Origin of the sequence: Vibrio sp. YT-16 (assembly GCF_033337405.1) — a bacterium.
In the GTDB taxonomy this organism is placed as follows: domain Bacteria; phylum Pseudomonadota; class Gammaproteobacteria; order Enterobacterales; family Vibrionaceae; genus Vibrio; species Vibrio alginolyticus.
In genome coordinates, this window is record NZ_JAWOQQ010000008.1 from 61,610 (window position 1) to 80,051 (window position 18,442).

At 44.0% G+C, this 18,442-nt stretch carries 14 protein-coding genes; 7 read left to right on the forward strand and 7 right to left on the reverse strand.

Annotated features, from left to right (window positions below):
• Positions 1–13 precede the first annotated feature (13 nt).
• Positions 14–1,423 carry a hypothetical protein gene (locus tag R7F07_RS14520; RefSeq protein ID WP_005382055.1) on the forward strand — a complete coding sequence of 470 codons (1,410 nt, stop codon included), beginning with the start codon at positions 14–16 and terminating at the stop codon, positions 1,421–1,423.
• A 40-nt stretch (positions 1,424–1,463) separates the two neighbouring features.
• On the opposite strand, the gene R7F07_RS14525 is transcribed toward R7F07_RS14520, so the two are convergent.
• The 7 genes from R7F07_RS14525 to bcsE all read right to left on the reverse strand — a co-directional run bounded on the left by R7F07_RS14525 (position 1,464) and on the right by bcsE (position 7,181).
• A complete protein-coding gene (locus tag R7F07_RS14525; RefSeq protein WP_021707681.1) occupies positions 1,464–1,646 on the reverse strand; it encodes a hypothetical protein in 183 nt (60 codons plus the stop codon).
• 113 nt (positions 1,647–1,759) lie between these two features.
• Positions 1,760–1,939, reverse strand: coding sequence for a hypothetical protein (locus tag R7F07_RS14530; RefSeq protein WP_021707680.1), 180 nt, complete (start codon positions 1,937–1,939; stop codon positions 1,760–1,762).
• 324 nt (positions 1,940–2,263) lie between these two features.
• Positions 2,264–2,725: an NfeD family protein gene (locus tag R7F07_RS14535; RefSeq protein WP_171343137.1), complete on the reverse strand. Its 462-nt coding sequence runs from the start codon at positions 2,723–2,725 to the stop codon at positions 2,264–2,266.
• Positions 2,726–2,728: 3 nt separating this feature from the next.
• Positions 2,729–3,646, reverse strand: a complete 918-nt coding sequence (locus tag R7F07_RS14540) for an SPFH domain-containing protein (protein ID WP_005382060.1) — start codon at positions 3,644–3,646, stop codon at positions 2,729–2,731.
• 153 nt (positions 3,647–3,799) lie between these two features.
• Complete coding sequence (gene bcsG, locus R7F07_RS14545; RefSeq protein ID WP_171343136.1) at positions 3,800–5,425, reverse strand: cellulose biosynthesis protein BcsG; 1,626 nt, start codon at positions 5,423–5,425, stop codon at positions 3,800–3,802.
• A complete protein-coding gene (locus R7F07_RS14550; protein ID WP_171343135.1) occupies positions 5,425–5,601 on the reverse strand; it encodes a hypothetical protein in 177 nt (58 codons plus the stop codon). Before R7F07_RS14550 ends, bcsG begins: the two co-directional genes overlap by 1 nt.
• Positions 5,598–7,181 (reverse strand): cellulose biosynthesis protein BcsE, encoded by a 1,584-nt coding sequence (bcsE, locus tag R7F07_RS14555; protein WP_171343134.1) that lies wholly within the window; start codon positions 7,179–7,181, stop codon positions 5,598–5,600. Before bcsE ends, R7F07_RS14550 begins: the two co-directional genes overlap by 4 nt.
• A 470-nt stretch (positions 7,182–7,651) precedes the next feature.
• Here bcsE and R7F07_RS14560 point away from each other — a divergent pair, with 470 nt between their 5' ends.
• The 6 genes from R7F07_RS14560 to R7F07_RS14585 are packed head-to-tail and all read left to right on the forward strand — an operon-like array spanning position 7,652 to position 18,398.
• A complete protein-coding gene (locus tag R7F07_RS14560) occupies positions 7,652–7,849 on the forward strand; it encodes a hypothetical protein (RefSeq protein ID WP_021034149.1) in 198 nt (65 codons plus the stop codon).
• Complete coding sequence (bcsQ, locus tag R7F07_RS14565) at positions 7,846–8,625, forward strand: cellulose biosynthesis protein BcsQ (RefSeq protein WP_025767000.1); 780 nt, start codon at positions 7,846–7,848, stop codon at positions 8,623–8,625. The genes R7F07_RS14560 and bcsQ overlap by 4 nt, the downstream gene beginning before the upstream one ends.
• Positions 8,626–8,628: 3 nt before the next feature.
• Positions 8,629–11,262 (forward strand): UDP-forming cellulose synthase catalytic subunit, encoded by a 2,634-nt coding sequence (bcsA, locus tag R7F07_RS14570; protein WP_025766999.1) that lies wholly within the window; start codon positions 8,629–8,631, stop codon positions 11,260–11,262.
• A complete protein-coding gene (bcsB, locus tag R7F07_RS14575; protein ID WP_171343133.1) occupies positions 11,252–13,537 on the forward strand; it encodes a cellulose biosynthesis cyclic di-GMP-binding regulatory protein BcsB in 2,286 nt (761 codons plus the stop codon). The genes bcsA and bcsB overlap by 11 nt, the downstream gene beginning before the upstream one ends.
• Positions 13,537–14,643: a cellulose synthase complex periplasmic endoglucanase BcsZ gene (gene bcsZ / locus R7F07_RS14580; RefSeq protein ID WP_161441528.1), complete on the forward strand. Its 1,107-nt coding sequence runs from the start codon at positions 13,537–13,539 to the stop codon at positions 14,641–14,643. Before bcsB ends, bcsZ begins: the two co-directional genes overlap by 1 nt.
• Positions 14,634–18,398 (forward strand): cellulose synthase subunit BcsC-related outer membrane protein, encoded by a 3,765-nt coding sequence (locus R7F07_RS14585; protein ID WP_161441527.1) that lies wholly within the window; start codon positions 14,634–14,636, stop codon positions 18,396–18,398. Before bcsZ ends, R7F07_RS14585 begins: the two co-directional genes overlap by 10 nt.
• Positions 18,399–18,442: the final 44 nt, after the last annotated feature.

The following is an 18,442-nucleotide window of genomic DNA, read 5'->3' on the forward strand; positions in this document are numbered from 1 at the left end:
TAGGAGTTTTTCCATGGACAAATTTTTTAAGGTTTCAGCGTTAACCGCAGCAATGTTTGGTGTTGTTGCTGTCGCTCCAGCTACAGCGTCTACTGAAAGTGCAGCAGGTGGCGAGTACGTAGAGAAAGTGAACGAATTTATGCAAGACTCAAGTCTGAATGCATTATTCATAGTTGATACTCGTTCACGAACTCGTACAACAGGTAAGCCCGGCGGTGAAAATGGTGACCGTTGGAGTCGTCTAAACTACTCTTCTTACAACGCAATTTTAGACTTCACTTCTGGCTACCACGATGGTTGGGTGGGCGCAGATGTTGCGGCTTACTACTCTGGCGATCTTTACAACGATAGTCTTTACAATTCAAACGAAGGCTACCTATGTAACGAAATCTCAACTTGTAACAACCTAGACTGGGGTGCAGGTGATGGTCAGCAGCTTAAAGTTTACAAAGCAGCGCTGAAATTCAAAGCAAACGAAAACTTTAATGCTCGTTTCGGTATGTTACAGGCTGGTGGTAACGGTACAATCGGTAACGTTTGGAGCTTTGTACCTGGTACTTACCGTGGTTTCGAACTAAACGCTAAACTTGGTGATTTCAACCTAAGCTACTTTGGCGCAGACCAATTTACAGCACCTTGGCTGCTTCACGAAGATGATTACGCACCAGCGCTTTGGTCTGACACTTCATGGAGCTACCTACACTCTCTAGGCCTAAACGGTAACCTAACTGACAGCTTGTTTATGCAACTTGGTTTGGGTCAAGCTACTGGCGTTCAATATGCAAATGGTGTTGACTGGGGTGCAGGTCAAGTAACTAGCTACCACAACGAAACTGACAACACTTCTTACAAGGCTTACTTGAAGTACACTGTTAGTGACCGTACAACTCTAGCATTTGATTTCTACGGTGTTGACGATGATGTGAAATACGATGGTCTAGGTTTCCACACTGGTCTATCTTTGAATCAATCTTTCGGCAAGCTAGCTTGGATGTCTGAGTTGCGCTACACAGACACAGATAACCGTGCGGACTTCGTTCCTCGTACTATTCATACATATGGTATGAACAATGGTACTTGGTCTCAGTGGTGGGACGCGCTGTCTGACTGGAACAAAGCGGGTGAGCTAGCATGGTACAACCGTCTATCTTACAACCAAGGTAACGGCTGGAACTACTACCTAGGCTTTGGTTACGGTACTGGCGCTGACTCTGCAGCAAGCGGAGCATCAGGTGACTGGGATTACGAAAGCGAATACGCAGTTAACGCAACAGTATCTTACTCACTACAAAGTGGCGCGCTTAAAGGTTCTACCATTCGTTTACACGGTACAATCCTAGAACGTGATGAGTACGCAGGTGCTGGCGATGCGGATGAAACAGACTTACGTCTACAAGTTCTTATCCCTTACAGCTTCCACTAATACTTAATTAGATAATAAAAGGAGCCGCTAGGCTCCTTTTCTATTTCACTTCTCGGCCGTCGTATATTTTGCAATATAACGGTGGCAACATATGTACATTACCGTTTGGCAACTCACACTTTATCTCTGGGCCTAACGTACGACCACCGGATGCACCATTAGCATGAGTGGTTAACGGAATTATGGCAAAAGATATTACTAATAGACCAGATAAAAATCTCATAATAATCACCTTAATATAAACTTTAAATATCTACGTGCTTGTATAAACCGTGACTACGCAGAAAGGCAAGGTTGAATAGGGCTATTATATCAAACTAAGCTCTTACTTCTTTACTATTCCCATTCCCCACCTCTAAATCGACACATTTCACTTGGAATATTCGTAACGTCGCCACTTGGCATCTTACATTCGACTATAGGTCCCAAATTAGTTGTACCGCCGTTTCCGTTGTTGTAGGCAAAGGAAGAAAAAGAAAAAATACCGCACAACATTAAAAAGAGAAGCTTATTCATAGTACATCCTCTTACTTACCAAATAAAAAGCACTCAACTTAAATGCTTATGCGTTAAGTATGTATCCGAGGATAAAAAGATCAAAAAATAATTCAATAAAGTTTTATTTTTTAAAATAAATTTAGATCGATAATTTACCTAGATATATTTCTATCTTATTGATTGTCGTGTGTTGAATAATTAAATAATAGGAAATGGTAGGTAGGGTATTAATAATATTACTAATACTTATTTTTTTCTCGATTTTAATTAAGGTAATGAAATGAAAGCAGTTGTTTAGATTAAAGTAATGGAGCATGATTTGCCCCATTACTTTGGCATAAATTAATTAGAATCAGGATCAATGATTAAAATAATACCTTCAACATCGGTGATTCTTACGCGGGTACCGGCTGGAAGTGCTTGATCCGATTGTGCGGACCATGTGGTATCGGCTACCTTGATGCGATTGAGCCCGACGGAAAAGTCTTCTTCAAGGATAAGAGTACGCCCAATTAACTGCTTGTACTTTTGGTTCAGATCTCTTTCTTGGTCTTCTTGCTTGTCTTTAGACCATTGTCGTCGCCACCAAAGCCAGGTGGTGATTAAGCTGAAGCTTGCAAAGCAAAGCCATTGCAATTGCCAGCTCATTGGCAAAACGGTCATGAGTGCTCCAACGATAAGTGCAGACATCCCGAGCCAGAGAAAATACCCTGCGGTACCAAGTAGCTCAACTGCTAAAAGAGCAAAGCCAAACGCTAGCCAATGCCAGAAAGAGATACCTTCCAACAAACTAAAAAAGTCCATAAATTATTCTTTATCTTGCTGTTTAAACATTTCTGCTATCCCTGCAACCGAGCCCATTAGTCCGGTTGCTTCTAATGGAAGCATAATGATTTTACCATTTTCGGCTTGACCAATGCTCTTGATCGCTTCGGTATAACCCTGTGCAATGAAGTAATTGACGGCTTGCATGTCACCTTTTGCAATGGCTTCGGAAACCATGTAAGTCGCTTTTGCTTCTGCTTGCGCGGCACGCTCACGTGCTTCTGCATGGAGAATAGCAGACTGCTTTTCGCCTTCAGCTTTTAATATCTCTGATTGTTTATGACCTTCGGCCTTTAATATCTCAGCTTGGCGAACCCCTTCTGCTTCAAGAATTTCCGCACGCTTATTACGCTCGGCTTTCATTTGCGCATTCATTGCAGCGGTCAGATCGGCTGGTGGCTGGACATCTTTAATCTCAATTCGTGTGACTTTTACGCCCCAAGGGTTTGTTGCTTGGTCAACAATCGCCAACAGCTTAGAGTTGATCATGTCGCGTTGGCTCAGCATTTCGTCCAGTTCCATTGAACCTAAAACGGTACGAATGTTGGTAAGGGTCAAGTTTCTAATAGCGTGTTCTAAATCGTTGACTTCATAAGCCGCTTTGGCAGCATCGATCACTTGAACAAATCCGACAGCGTCAATAACCACGTTAGCGTTATCTTTTGAAATGACCTCTTGCGCAGGAATATCGAGAACGCGCTCCATCATATTTACTTTTTGACCAACTTTATCAACGAATGGAATGATCAAGTTTAAACCCGGCTTTAATGTGTGGGTGTAGCGTCCGAAGCGTTCAACTGTCCAGTTGTTTCCTTGCGGAACCGTTTTAATGGCTGAAGATAAGATAACGACAGCAAGAACGACGAAAATACCGATGGTGATCAGTGAATCAATTGGCATGAGTTATTCCCTTAAGTGCATAATGTTCGATCCATTTTTACCTATTTATAGACAATAGACAATTGAAGTTCTGAGACCTTTGAGAGGTTATTGGTTTTTTATATGACAAAGGCCGGAAACACCGGCCTTTGTCATTGCATGGTTTTACTCTCGCTATTTCGCGGGGTATTCAATCCAACTTGAACCATCAAGAGAAACATAATACTTCCCTTGTACTTCAATCACAGTAGAGCCTGAGTTCTGCGCGACAACTCGTGTTTCTGGTAGGTTCTCTGTCAATATTGAAGGGCTAAACGTCTTACTTTGATAAATGTTTTTATCCAGGATATTCGAAACGAGCTGCGACAATGCCAGATAGCTAGATGGCTCGCTTACGTGTTCGGTGTTGCCCTGACGCTGAATTCCTTCTCCGAAGATTTTAATTCCTACCGGTGTATGAATGATTGTCGGCGCAGGAATTTCTCGCATACCTGAAATTTGCATGCGGTCTCCTCGCATACCACCACCATGTTCTGGTACCAAAGCGACAACGATGTTGCGTTTTGAGGACTCTAAGGTTTTAAAGAACGCGTGGAGATCATCAAGCAAATTCTTAAGGCGCATTTTGTAGCTAGCAATAGATGTGCTTGAATTCGCATTGATGATCCTGTTGCCATCATGTAGTGAAATTGAGTTGTAGAGTGCCACGACTTTGTCGTCACTACTGTTAAGTCTTTGCTGCCACCAGTTATCCAATACTTGCTTATCGCGGAAGATCGAAGAGCCATCAAAAGATTTTTGGTAAGGAGTTAAGTCTTCTTGAGACATAAGAGCCGCTTGTAAGTCGCCGTCTTTTTTGATCAATTCAAGGAAGCTATCAAAGACACCATTGTGGTTCATCAGTAAATTTTCTGTGAAGCCTAGCTCTTTCAAACTTTCGAACAAGTAGCACTGCTTTGATGGTGCTGGCTGGAACAGTTGACTGTGTTCCTGTTGACCACAATTGGCTCGTAACAGACGAATGACCGCAGGCCCGCTGTATGACGTTGCAGAGCTAAAGTTGTCGAACATGATGTCAAATTCTTTGAATAGAGGATGATCAGCCAGTCCTGCAATTTCGATGTCATCCCACGCGACCGAACAAATACTCAAGAACAGCAAATCAAAAGGAGCATCCATTGCGCTGTTGGTATCGAATGTCACATGTCGGGAAGCTTCTTTAGAAAAGAAATCTGCAGTTAACGTGTTGAGACTGGCATCATTAATTTCCGTTATTTGAGGTTGTTTGCTAGCAGTAACCTCGGTTGTTGGCTGTTGTTGGGCTACTTCTGCAGCCACTGTTGTCTGAGGTTCAGTCGTCATAGGAATACTTATATAGACCATCGCAATAACCACAAAGACTGAAATCCTAACAAACTTGCTCAAAATAAAGTACGCACCACACAAAGCGAGCAATCCGAGTATTGCTTGGAATGATAAAAATCGTCCCAAAAGCTCGACCAGATAACTCAATTCAAACTGCATTAACTGTCCCGCTTGAGCCCAAAGACGGTCTAGAGGAGGTAGGTAAGAATCGTAATGCAAGAGCCAGGCTGCGGCGACAAACACAACGATATGACGTACCGCATTTAGGCTTTTCATCGAGATAGGAAGCAGGATGAAGATCAACAGCGCAAAGTTTTCCATTGGATGGAAATCGATGATTCCTTGAAAATAGAGCGCTGTTTTTGCGATAAAGTAAATGTTCCACCAGCCCAATCCTATAGTAGAGGGGGTAGAGTCATGAGAATGCGATATCATTACTTAAGCTTCTTAGTGTTAGTGGCTGATGTATCTAGCTCAAAATAGCGCGAGCGTTTTAAGTACTTGTGGTAAAAGCGTCGGGTAGCGTTTACTAGGTCACGGATAAAGTATCCTAGGAGTAGGCCAATACCTGAGCTGATAATCACGGTCAGTAAAAAATCGTTAATATTCATGAACGCTCCTTGAGCTCGATGGTTTTTTTCACAGCAAACAAAGGAGGAACATCAGTAATGGAGTTAGTGGCGGTATGGAATATTTTCCTCTCTGTCGCCAGAGCTGAAACGTCGTCGGATATGACAGCGGCATCTTGAACGATGAATTTTAACTCTGTTTCGATATCTAATTGAGTATCAAACGTGTGGGTCGAGTGAAATAGGTCTCTCACTGGGAACTCAAATATATTGTTTAGCGCAATATCAATATCGCTTTGTCGAATAGCACTGAACACGACATATAGAGCTTTGTTGCAGGCTGTCACAACGTCGCCATCTCTTCGAATATGACAAAGACGTAAACATTCCTCTGCAGTCATACCTGGCAATAAGTTCAGCTTTATAAGTGCAAAGTTCACACTTGAGTGTGTTGAGTGGGAAATGACGTCAATACAGTATTGACTAAAGTCCTGGTTTTGTAAGTAGCCTTTGCTACCAAACTCAAAGTCATATTTTAAGAGCGCCTCTAAACTTTCAGGAATTGGACGTGTAAGCATTTGGCCTTGAATTGCCTCAACCTGAGTCATAAAGCGCATGTGGGGGATTTGCGCGTGAGAAATGAAGTTTGCCCCCGCGCGAAGCAAGAACTTTTCATCTGCATATCTCAGACATTGTTGGGTCTCCCTGACAATAATCTTTAGTCGACGGCCATATGCGGACCTTAAACGGTAGCAATCTAACGCGATCTGTTGAACTTCGCTTTGGTTATCGCAGCTGAAAATAATCGTTGAAGAGCGAGGGTTGTCTAGCATCGCTATGAGTCCTTGATTGCTCTCTGCCACACGCATCCCTTTTGGGGCTTTCACGCTTTCTCTGAAAGCTCTTCTGCTGACATAGATTCTATCGCTATCCGATTTGTCTTCTGGCATGACATGAGATTGATGCGTTTCGTAAGACGTTGCTTTTAGTGTTTTATCTTTAGTTTTAGTGAGAATGTATTCGTGTTGGGTAATTACACCGTGTTTATTGGACCAAAAATCCACAAGATAGCAGTAGCGAGCGTCATCTAATGATGTCATGGTCGCCAAACCTGCAATGTGTCTATTATGAGAAATAAGAATGGGCTTTAATAGTGAAGTCGTCAGATGCCCATATATACAAACACTAATAGTGATTTTTTTATTATTTGCCAGCTCATTTAAGCTTTGTAGAAAGACACTTATAAAATCATCATTAGTTGATGATAGTAGCGAGTCTGGAACAACTAATAGACATGTAGAAAACTTCTTTATGTTCGTTTGGTGAATGTCTTTAGCAAGATTTATAGCTTTGGGTGTTTTTTTTGTGAATTTATGACTAAGAAAAAAACACTGTTCAAGGTGGGTTTTAGATAAGTCATTGAATTTCATTAAGGCTTCATCATTCAATGTGGACAAAAAAGTTTCTTTGTCTGTAAAGCTTGTAAGTGAAGTGTTGTCATTTTCCGGTAGTGTACTGAACAAATAATCAATAAGCATCTGTTTATGAGTAAATAAGTTTACATAAACAGAGTTTATCTCTCGTTCGTTTTTAATAGCAGATGATTCAGAGAGTGATGACATAAAGAGCCTTAAATCAATAACTTAATGTGTTTTGTGAAGCTCACAATCCGTTGTATGCTAATCGTTACAATTTTGATTTTCTTAGTGACAAGAAAATGACGCTAAGATATTAAACGAAATTGATCAGAAATTAAAATAGTTATAGCATGTGCTTCACATGATGTTTATGAGTTTAAAATCAATAGTCTCTAAGTCTATGATTCTCATTTAAAATATTTAAATTTCTTATGTGTATTAAATGGATGGTAACAATTCATTATTGTAATCCTTTTTTCTGAAGTTAAATATTATTTAGGCCTTTGTTATTCATATGGGCTATAAATAAACTTATTCACATTCATCATCGTTCTATAAATATGAGACGCATAGGTCGATGCGTCAATTTTTTAACAATGGAATTTATACTGAAAATGATAGTGGCGGGATTGCTGTTATCTCAGTTTAAGCTCCGTTACATTGTGAAAAATTCTATGACTGAGTCTGCAAAAGATATTAATTCGATCTACTCTTCTTATAACTTAACTCAATACACGTATATTGAAACAACAGAAAACGAGTCTTACGTACAAGTTAAAAATAAGTGGCAAGTCTTCAAAGCCAACGGTGCTCGTAATGTTCTATCTTTGGTACGTAATACGCAGAAAAATTCAGAAACGGAAGCGATATGAAGCGCCTTCTATTTGTTAGTTTAAAAGGCGGTTGTGGCTCAACGACCGTCGCTGCGAATTTGGCACAAGCGTTAGTTAAGATAAATAAACAGGTACTGGCCATTGAGGTGGTGCCTAATAGTTTACTGCAAGCTCATCTTGGCTTGCCGAGGGAAGAGCAAGGAGGCTGGGCGAAACAACTTCTTTTAGATAAGCCTTGGACCCAGGCTGGTTATGAAAGCCCACAAGGTGCACTTTTTTTACCGTTTGGCCATCTGAATTCTGAGCAGTTAAAAGCGTTTTTTAATGAGCGTTCTCACTATCTATCAATGTTAGGTGAAACGACGTTGCAAGTGAGCGAAAACCGTGGTGAACAGTGGCTGCTTTTTCACGCCGACTTAGCAGAGCTTACTGATCCTGAAGTGCGATCTTTTGTCGACTCAATGGATATGATTGTGGTGGTGGTAACGGCAGACGCCTTGAGTTATCTCACTCTTCAATCTTGGCTACAACATGAAGAGCTATCGAGATTGCTTCGCTCTGACAAATTACGTTTTTTGGTGAATAAGTATCAGCCAGAAACCGAAATTGGTCGTGATTTCATGTTGGTGCTGAAAAAGGAACTTAGCGAATCCTTGATTCCTGTTTCGATTCATCGAGATACGGCATTGCTTGAATGTGTGGCAAACCTGACGACCGTTCAACACTATTCGCCATCGAGCCAAGCCGCAAAAGATTTTCAGTCTTTTGCTTTTTGGTGTGTATCAGCGTTATCAAGCGCTCAGGACCAAAGCTAATTTATGCGAAGTCTTAATCTGATTTTCCAACGTTGGGTAGTGGATCAATTCAGACTGCAGAAGAACGCTTACGAGCAAGCCTGGAATTGTAAAACAAACTGGGTTGGTGAGTGTGCTTTGTCTTTTTGGTTTTCATTGAGTTTTGTATTTTTAAAGCCGGTTATTTCGGGTGTTCCCTCATGGAAACTGCCTTTGGTTTACTATCCAAACGTTAATTTTGCTGCGCCAAGATGGTTTGATCCTGTACGTTTTATTATCCAAAGCGTGTGGTTGCTTTGCTTCAGGCAAAACGTAAATACAGCATGGTCCAAAAAAACCAGCAGCTTAGCGATGACTTTAGCCGAGCAAATTCGCAATGCGTTCTACTTGCCATTTGAATTGGTTGCAAAAGGCGTCCGCTGGTTAGAACAGACAGCGAACAACATCAAAGATCCACAAGTTCGAGAGCGTATTAAAGCAAGTAAGTCCGCGATGGCGTTGAACTACACCTTGCTGTTTTTCGTGGTGTTAATCGCTTTGCTTTGCTTTACAGTGCCATTTGGTTATCAGGCTCAGACTGTCTTTGTGCTGTTACTCTGGGCATTAGCGATGATGGTCCGTCGCATGCCGGGTCGTTTTCCTACCATGCTTTTGATCATCTTGTCGGTTACGGCCTCATGTCGATACTTGTGGTGGCGTTATTCGTCTACCCTGAACTGGGACGATCCTGTTGCTTTGTTTCTAGGGGGCGTTTTACTTCTAGCTGAGACGTATTCTTGGATTGTGCTAATGCTTGGCTATTTCCAAAATATCTGGCCATTGAATCGCAAACCAGTATCGATGCCACCGGATCAGTCAACTTGGCCAACCATTGACTTGATGATCCCTACTTACAACGAAGATCTCGATGTTGTGAAAGCGACGGTTTATGCCTCGTTAGGTGTCGATTGGCCGAAAGACAAACTTAACATCCACATTCTGGATGACGGCAAGCGTGATAGCTTCCGAGATTTCGCCAAAAGTGTAGGGGTGAACTACATCCGCCGCCCAACGAATGAACATGCGAAAGCCGGTAACATTAACTATGCGTTGAAGCAGACCAGCGGTGAGTTTGTTGCGATTTTTGACTGTGACCATATTCCTACACGAGCATTTTTTCAGCTCACAATGGGGATGTTCCTGAAAGATCCAAAGTTGGCGCTTATTCAGACGCCGCACCATTTTTTCTCACCGGATCCTTTTGAGCGTAACTTATCGAACTTTCGTAACGTGCCAAACGAAGGCAACTTGTTTTACGGCCTGATTCAAGATGGTAACGACTTATGGGATGCGACTTTCTTCTGTGGCTCGTGCGCTATTTTACGTCGAGAGCCTTTAGAGGAAGTCGGTGGTATTGCAGTCGAAACCGTGACGGAAGATGCGCACACGTCTCTGCGCATGCACCGTTTAGGCTATCGTTCTGCATATCTTAAGCAGCCGATTTCTGCTGGTTTGGCGACAGAAACATTGTCTGCACATGTTGGGCAACGCATTCGTTGGGCTCGCGGGATGGCGCAGATATTTAGGGTAGATAATCCATTGACTGGAAAGGGGCTTAAGCTCTCTCAACGGCTTTGTTACGTCAATGCCATGCTGCACTTTCTATCTGGTATCCCGAGGATTGTATTCCTGATCGCACCCTTGGCTTATTTGTTGCTGCATTCCTACGTGATTTATGCACCAGCGCTGGCGATCATTTTGTACGTATTACCCCACATGATTCACGCCAGCATGACCAACTCTCGTATGCAGGGTGACTACCGTTATTCGTTTTGGGGTGAGGTATACGAAACCGTGCTTGCTTGGTATATCGCAAGGCCAACAACGGTGGCTTTGTTTGCGCCCCATAAAGGGACATTCAACGTAACGGCAAAAGGCGGTTTGGTTGAAAAGTCTCACTACGATTGGGTGATCTCTCGACCATATTTGGTTTTGGTTGCACTCAACATTTTGGGCTTCGCTGTAGGGATTTACCGAATGGGGTGGGGGCCTCAAAATGAAATCGGTACAGTTATCGTGAATCTCGTATGGACGATGTACAACCTGTTGATTTTAGGTGCTGCCGTTGCGGTTGCAGTAGAAGCTAAACAAGTGCGAAAAGATCACCGAGTAGAGGTGGCGATTCCTGTCGCGGTTAGGCTTAATTCTGGGCATTTAATACAAGCGCAGATGAAGGATTTCTCTTTGGGGGGCGTGCGCATAGAAATTGACGGGGTCGATGAACCAACCTGTGCTTACTTACTCGGTCAAACCTTAGAAGTGATCCTCAATCGAGGTGGCCAAGAATTCGTGTTCCCTATGACGGTTGCCTATGCTCATAAGGGGATATTTGGTTTACAACTCAACGAATTGTCTCATCAACAACGAATCCAATACGTCCAATGTACATTTGCACGTGCAGATACATGGGCGAAATGGCAACAAGGTTATCAATCAGATAAACCTCTATCGAGTATGCAGGCTGTACTGCAAGTCGGCTTTAATGGATACAAACGCTTGCTGCAACATTGTCCTAAGTTTGTTCAGGTCAGTGTGGATGCACTTTTATTTTGTATCGAATTTATTTGGTCACTAAGACCTCGTTATGTCCCAATCAGGACCTCAAGTCATGCTAAATAATAAAAAACTAACAGCGTTGACAACGGCTATCACTCTCATGTGTATGTCGTGCAGTCTCGCGGCACAAGAAGTAAGTCAGCAACAAGCAACGCCTTTGGCACAGCAAGATGCTGAAGATTCGACCGTGTTTAAGCGCGTCATCCCATTTAGTCAATTAGGTTACAGTGGTTCAATTGCTATCCAAGGTAGTGAGGCCAGTGCTTATATTGGTTTCGGTTCGCGACTCGATGAGGTGGTATCTAAAGCAAAGTTGCACTTTGATATCACACCTTCGCCAGCGTTGCTCTCTTTGGTTTCTCACGTCAAAGTGTATTTGAACAACGAACTTATGGGAGTAGCGTCAATCGTCGATGGCCAGCAAGGCAAAAAGTTGAGCTTATCTATGCCGCTGGACACTCGTTACTTTAGTAATTACAACCAAATTCGCTTTGAGTTAATAGGGAATACTCAGAAAGACTGTGCTAACCCCAATGACTCGAGCATTTGGGCTGAGATTAGCCAAAGTAGTCGAATTGAGATGCTTGCTCAAAAGACAGTGCTGGAAAGTGACTTGAGTTTGTTACCGGCTCCTTTTTTTGATGTCCGTGATTTCAGCCAGTTAAATCTGCCTGTCGTGATGGGTAGCAAATACGATTTAGATGATGTCAAGGCTGCCGGTGTCTTGAGCTCTTACTTTGGTGCTCTTGCGGGTTGGCGTGGTGCTCAATTCCCTTTTAGTGTCGACACGTTACCTAAGCGCAACGCCATTGTCTTTGTTACCAATGACAACAAACCTGAGTTTCTGAGAGATTTTCCAGACACGGATGGCCCTCGTCTTCAAGTCATCACTCATCCAACAGACCCGTACGTGAAGCTTCTTCTGGTGACAGGCCGTGACAGTAAGGATCTTAACATTGCGGTGCAAGGTTTGGCGTTGGGAAACCAACTTCTTACTGGACCAATCGCGAAGATTAATGAAGTCAAACAAATCAAACCACGAGTCCCGTACGATGCGCCAAACTGGGTGAGTACGGCTCGTCCTGTTGCATTGTCTGAGTTAGTCGAACAAAAAAGCATGCTGCAAGTGGAAGGCCGAACGCCTCCACCAATCAACGTAAGTTTGCGTTTACCACCCGATCTCTTTACTTGGCAAAGCCGTGGTATACCGATGGATCTTAACTATCGTTATTCACCGCCTGCTGCGGATCATTCCGGCTCTCGTCTGACTTTGAGTATTAATGACCAATTCATTGAGGCGTTCAACCTAACCACAAAAGGTCAAGGTGGAGAATCTAACCGTATACGTGTTCCTTTGTTAGATGATGGCATTCTAAGTGGTGATACGTTTGTTCGCATTCCGGCTTTTAAGGTGGGTAGTCAAAACCGAATCGAGTTCGAATTTGGCTTTGCTTCGGTGACCGATGGGCAGTGCCAGGTAACGCAGCCAAGTAAGCAATACGCGGTTATTGATGGTGATTCTACTATTGATTTTAGTGGTTTCCCCCACTACATCGAAATGCCGAACATGCGCGCTTTTGCTACATCCGGTTTTCCTTACACTCGCATGGCTGATTTGTCAGAAACTGCTATTGTTGTTCCAGAGAGTGCTGCAAAAGAAGTGTTGCAAACCTTCTTAAACGTCATGGGGTCATTGGGACGTGACTCTGGGTACCCAGGTATTCAGGTGCTTTTGACAGATAAATGGAATGCTGAGCAACTAAAAAATAAAGATATCCTGACGATTGGTGTTGTGGATGCACTAGAAGAAGCCGCTAATAACCCTGACCAAGTAAACTTAGTGGTTAAAGAAGGTCAGAGACAAATTCGCCTACCAAGCAAAAATGAAAAGCAGCTCGGAATGAACTGGATGAGTCCAAGTGATGCTCGTCAAGCCGCCGCAGATTATGTTTCTGTCGAGGCAGAAGGCTCTTTTGCTGCTATTTATGGTGCAGAATCGCCATTTACGAAAAAACGCAGCGTCATTTCTATTATGGCGGCTCACCCGTCAGATTTTTCGTCGGTTGATCGCGCGTTGGCTGACTCCGGTAAAGTGGAGCACATGTTTGGCTCGGTGGTGACGTTGAGAAATAACGAAGTAGCAAGCTACAACGTGGGTTCGCACTACTATGTCGGTAAGCTTCCTGTGTGGCAGCTCGTTTGGTATCACTTCTCTAATCACCCAGTCATCGTTGCGTGCTTTGCCGCCTTGCTAGTGGTGATCGTAACCATTGTGCTTTGGCGCGTATTACGTCAAGTCGCGTCTAGACGTTTAGAAAAAACTGAGGAAGAGGAATAATGAAAAAACTCATCTCGTTCCTTATGTTGTTCGTGTCTCCTTACTTGTGGGCTAACACCTGCGAGTGGCCACAATGGGAAACATTTAAGTCGGTATACATGGAGCAAGGCCGAGTCGTTGATGGCAGTGACGAGCGTATGATTACAACCTCGGAAGGCCAATCTTACGCATTGTTCTTTGCCTTGGTTGCCAATGACCCTAAAACCTTCGATCAGGTTTTAAAATGGACTCAATCACATTTGGCTGGTGGGGATTTGACGGCAAGGCTTCCTGCTTGGTTGTGGGGAAGAAAAGAAAATGGTCAGTTCGGAGTCTTGGATTCTAACCCAGCGTCAGATTCAGATTTGTGGATAGCTTACTCCCTTGTTGAGGCGGGGAGATTATGGAATAACTACTACTATCAGACCCTTGGACATCTGATCGCGAGTCGTATTTTACGTGAAGAAACCGTCAACATAGCGGGAGTTGGAACGGTATTGTTGCCAGCTCCAACGGGCTTTGATGCCGACGGCCAGTACCGTGTGAATCCGAGTTATGTTCCGTTACAACTGATTGCTCGTATGCAGTCGCTGTACCCGCAATACAACTGGGATTCAATGTACAAGGCAAGTGTTCACATGCTAGAGAAAACGATGCCAGCTGGCTTTAGCCCAGACTGGGCAGCATTGAGAAATGGTCGTTATAGCTCAGATGTGGTTACAGGGCCGATGGGCAGTTACAACGCGATCCGCACTTATCTTTGGGCGGGTATGCTAAATGACCAAGTTTCAGAAAAAGCAGTATTAGTACAAAAAATGCAGCCGTTTGTCGCGGCAACCAAAGCCCTTGGTGCGCCAGCGAGAGAAGTAAATACTGAAACGGGTAAATATACCCAAGCAGGAAGCGCAGGTTTTTCTGCTGCGGCTCTTCCGTTACTCGCGGCTTCTGGTGAATCTACGCTGTTGGAGACGCAGTTTCGTCGTGCTCAAAATGAACTTGTGGTGGACAAAAACGATCATTATTACGACAACGTATTAAGTCTATTTGGGCTTGGTTGGCATGAAGAACGTTACCGTTTTGGTGTGCAAGGTGAATTGCTTCCTGTATGGAGCGAGAGATGTCAGTAACAGGACGCGTGTTATGGTGGATTCCACTGGTTGCTTTGGCGGCTGGTGGCGTCGGCACTGTGCATGCAGAAAGCTTTAGCTCAAAACCTCTGACAAAGTCGCAGCTCGCACAGGTCTACAAGCCTATCGAGCTGGTTCAATTTTCCACATCATTAGCACGAGTTGACTCGGTTGAGTGGTTGGTTGAGCAGCTAAAACTGGCGGATGCGATTGGCCGAGATGATATTGTCGAGAGTACTCTGGAGAGGCTGTTCGCGATTGAAGAAAGCAATCCAACGGGGCTTTTCTATCAAGCGAATATGTATCTGAAACGTAAGCAGCCAGAATTAGCAAAACCGGTATTTGAGCGCTTAATCAGACAGGCGCCTCATTCGACTCAAGCGAAAAACTTGTCATCGATTATGGCTATTCAGGGAGAGAAAAGAGCGGATTATCAGCGCGCTCAGTTGCTTGCAAAATCTGGTCGTTACGATGAAGCGATTCAAGCTTACAAAGCCCTTTTCCCAAATGGAATGCCATCACCAGCGTTACAACTGGAATTCCTACAGTTGCAAAGTAATTTGCCAGGCAGTTGGAGCTCGGTAAAACAGGGACTGGAACGTTTAAATGCAAATTATCCTAGTGTTCCGTCTTTTCAACTCGCGTTAGCCAACCACATTCGCAAAGAGAATCCTGCTGATCCATGGATTCTCGATACCTATAAAAAGTTAGCGCTTGCTCCTTCGGTTGGAACAAATGCGGCAACGTCGTGGTTGCGTGCATTGGATCAATTGCCTATTTCAGATCAAGTTGTTCAGCAATATGCCATCTTAGCTAGCTACTACCCGTCTGACATGGAGATACAAAGAGCGAATCAAAGCGCGAAAGATCGCTGGAAAAAGGAAAAGGAACTACGCAAAGACCCCACTTATCTCGCCAAGCTCAAAGGGTTAGCGTTGCTCGAGGAAGATAAAACCGGCCAAGCAGAAGCTCAGCTGCGTTATGCGTTGACGACTCGTCCGCAAGATCCTGAATTGCTTGGTGCTATGGGTAAGGTTTATCTACGTAGAGGGCAGCAACAAAAAGCGCTCGGATACTTTAAACAGGCTCAGCACTTAGATCATAATCCTGACTCGGCCTCAAAATGGGCAGCGCTAATCGAGACTTCTCAATATTGGGCGTATCTTGATCAAGGTGATGCCTTGGTCGAAAAAGGCCAGTTTAAGCAAGCAGAAAGCGCTTATCAAAAAGCGATTCAAGTAGATAAATCCCAACCTTATGCTTATTCATCATTAGGCTCTTTGTATCTGGTACAAGAAAATTATGCCGCGGCAGAGAAGGTTTTCAAACAAGCTTTGCAACTGGATAGCAGCAATAGCTCTGCATTGCGTGGTCGCTTAGATGTTCGTATTCAGCAGCAAGATTGGTCTGGCGCGGAAGCACTCGCGCGCAGTTACTCAGCCCCACAGCAGAAAGTGGTCGCTGAAAAAATAGCGAGCATCAAGTCGGAAGTTATTTTGACTCGTCTGCGGATCGCAATCGCTCAAAATGATCAGGCAACGATGAAAGCGTCCGTAGAGGAATTGATTGCGCTACAGCCAACCTCCCCATGGTTAAGGCTTGATATTGCTGACGTGGTTCATTCAATGGGCGACAAAGTACGCGCGGATACGCTGATGTCCGATTGGGCTACATCTAGTAATGACCCTGAAATGAAATTTGCTTACGCGCTTTATCTCGCGCAGGACTTCAACGTGAATGAGGCCATCGCTGAGCTAGAGAGTATCGCACAACATGACATGACAGACGCAATGCAGCGCAATTTAACCCGCTTGAAGCTTGATGCTCAGTTGAGAGACATTCAAACGCGTTACTTAGCTTCTCCCGAATCAGTAATGGCGATATTACGTGCGCTAGAGTCGGATTATCAAGGTCAAATTCAACCGCTCGCTCGTCTAGTGAGTGCGTGGTTAGACATTGATGAAGTTAAGGAAGCTGAGAGGATTTTCCAAAACATTTCGCTTTCAGAAGATTGGTCAACCGATGACAAACTGGCTTACGGCAGCATGATGGTAAGCTTGAATCACTTTGAAGATTTTGATCGTTGGTACGCGGACTTAGCATTAAATTCCGCAACACAAGATTTAAGTGCTTCGGAAGCATTACAGCTTGATGAACTCAAAACCCGTCGACTGTTGAGTCAAGCGGATCTGATGCTGGTTAATCAACAGCCTAAGCTTGCGTTGGATTTGTATGAACAAGTTTCTTTAAAGCCTGAGCCATTTAAAACTCAAGCAGAAATTGGCATGTTGCAAGCTAGTGCTTTGACTGGGTATGAAGCGACGTATCACGACATGCACCTCATTTTGAATAAAAAGCGCGATAGCTTAACTGCGGCACAGTTGATGACAGTGGCCGCGGTGTTTAATCAACAAGGCTATCGAAATGACGCTAATGCGCTAAATCAGTTGTTGGATGCGATGCCTGATGCTGACGCATTAGCATTTCGCAATAGCATGTCTATAGCAATGGAAAATCAACAGTGGGCGTTAGCTGAAACACGCGCCTATCAAGCCTTAAATCGTGACCGAATGGATAAAAATCGTGAACCTGAAGAGGCGAAAAAAGAACCCCTAAGCTTACGCGAGCTATATGATACTGCTGACGACTACTGGTTGACTCGTAACGTCAAATCGGACATCGATAAACTGCATGATCGGAGTGATGGGCATGTCATGATTGGCTGGGATTACAGTGCACGAGATGGCCGTAATACTTCGAATCAAGTGCCCATAGAAGCCCGAATCCCGATAGAGAGCTGGGATGGGCACCTGTTGCTAAAAGCCGATTATGTTTCTATCGATTCAGGTCAGTTGGACTATTATGAAAAAACCACCGATTCTGACAGCACTTCGTTCCAAAATGACGCATCAGGTATGGCATTTGGAGTGGGCTGGCAGGCTGAAGATTGGTTGGTCGATATCGGCACGACACCAATTGGTTTCGACCATACCACATGGGTTGGTGGTGTGCGCATCAATGGGGACCTGGGTGAGTTCGGTTGGACGGCAGAAGCTTCGCGTCGCCCTGAGACCAGTAGCGCGCTTTCTTATGCTGGAATGTCTGTCCCTAGCGGCACGACTGACCCTCAAGGGACTAAATGGGGCGGAGTTGCTCGTACTGGTGTGAAGTTGAGCTCAAGTTGGGACATTGGTGGCCCTTACGGTTTTTGGAGTAGCTTGCAGTATCATGTTTTGACTGGTGAAAAGGTTGAGGACAACACTCGTTTAGGCGTGCTAGGTGGAGCGTACTACAAGTTAATTGCAACGGATGACCAGCGTTTAAGTATAGGTACGAACTTAATGTACCTTGATTACGACAAAAATCTGGGTGAGTACACGCTAGGTCACGGTGGCTACTACAGCCCGCAAAGTTACTTCTCGGTGTCTTTACCTATCAACTTTTATGGCCGATACAACAGTTCTTGGTCATATCAATTGAGTGCATCCGTCTCTAACTCTTGGACTAAGGAAGACGCGCCATACTTATCGACAGTAGCGGAGTCAGACAAGGGTGGTGGTTTTGGTACGTCGTTGCAAGCGGCGGTGGAAAAGCGAGTCAGCAAACGTTGGTATCTTGGTGCGTTAGTCGATGTACAACGTTCTGAGTTTTATACACCAAACCATTTCATGCTTTATGCCAAGTACACCTTTAATGATCGTTGGCAACCAATAGAGTATCCGCCAGCAGCACCAACGTTGTATAGCGACTTCTAACAAAAAACAAAGGCCGGAAATCCCGGCCTTTGTTGTCTTATTCT

What these genes read in the sequence shown, in the direction of transcription:
- R7F07_RS14520 (WP_005382055.1), top strand. Translation starts at nt 14, where the DNA reads ATGGACAAATTTTTTAAGGTTTCAGCGTTAACCGCAGCAATGTTTGGT.
- R7F07_RS14525 (WP_021707681.1), bottom strand. Translation starts at nt 1,646, where the DNA reads ATGAGATTTTTATCTGGTCTATTAGTAATATCTTTTGCCATAATTCCG.
- R7F07_RS14530 (WP_021707680.1), bottom strand. Translation starts at nt 1,939, where the DNA reads ATGAATAAGCTTCTCTTTTTAATGTTGTGCGGTATTTTTTCTTTTTCT.
- R7F07_RS14535 (WP_171343137.1), bottom strand. Translation starts at nt 2,725, where the DNA reads ATGGACTTTTTTAGTTTGTTGGAAGGTATCTCTTTCTGGCATTGGCTA.
- R7F07_RS14540 (WP_005382060.1), bottom strand. Translation starts at nt 3,646, where the DNA reads ATGCCAATTGATTCACTGATCACCATCGGTATTTTCGTCGTTCTTGCT.
- bcsG (WP_171343136.1), bottom strand. Translation starts at nt 5,425, where the DNA reads ATGATATCGCATTCTCATGACTCTACCCCCTCTACTATAGGATTGGGC.
- R7F07_RS14550 (WP_171343135.1), bottom strand. Translation starts at nt 5,601, where the DNA reads ATGAATATTAACGATTTTTTACTGACCGTGATTATCAGCTCAGGTATT.
- bcsE (WP_171343134.1), bottom strand. Translation starts at nt 7,181, where the DNA reads ATGTCATCACTCTCTGAATCATCTGCTATTAAAAACGAACGAGAGATA.
- R7F07_RS14560 (WP_021034149.1), top strand. Translation starts at nt 7,652, where the DNA reads ATGACTGAGTCTGCAAAAGATATTAATTCGATCTACTCTTCTTATAAC.
- bcsQ (WP_025767000.1), top strand. Translation starts at nt 7,846, where the DNA reads ATGAAGCGCCTTCTATTTGTTAGTTTAAAAGGCGGTTGTGGCTCAACG.
- bcsA (WP_025766999.1), top strand. Translation starts at nt 8,629, where the DNA reads ATGCGAAGTCTTAATCTGATTTTCCAACGTTGGGTAGTGGATCAATTC.
- bcsB (WP_171343133.1), top strand. Translation starts at nt 11,252, where the DNA reads ATGCTAAATAATAAAAAACTAACAGCGTTGACAACGGCTATCACTCTC.
- bcsZ (WP_161441528.1), top strand. Translation starts at nt 13,537, where the DNA reads ATGAAAAAACTCATCTCGTTCCTTATGTTGTTCGTGTCTCCTTACTTG.
- R7F07_RS14585 (WP_161441527.1), top strand. Translation starts at nt 14,634, where the DNA reads ATGTCAGTAACAGGACGCGTGTTATGGTGGATTCCACTGGTTGCTTTG.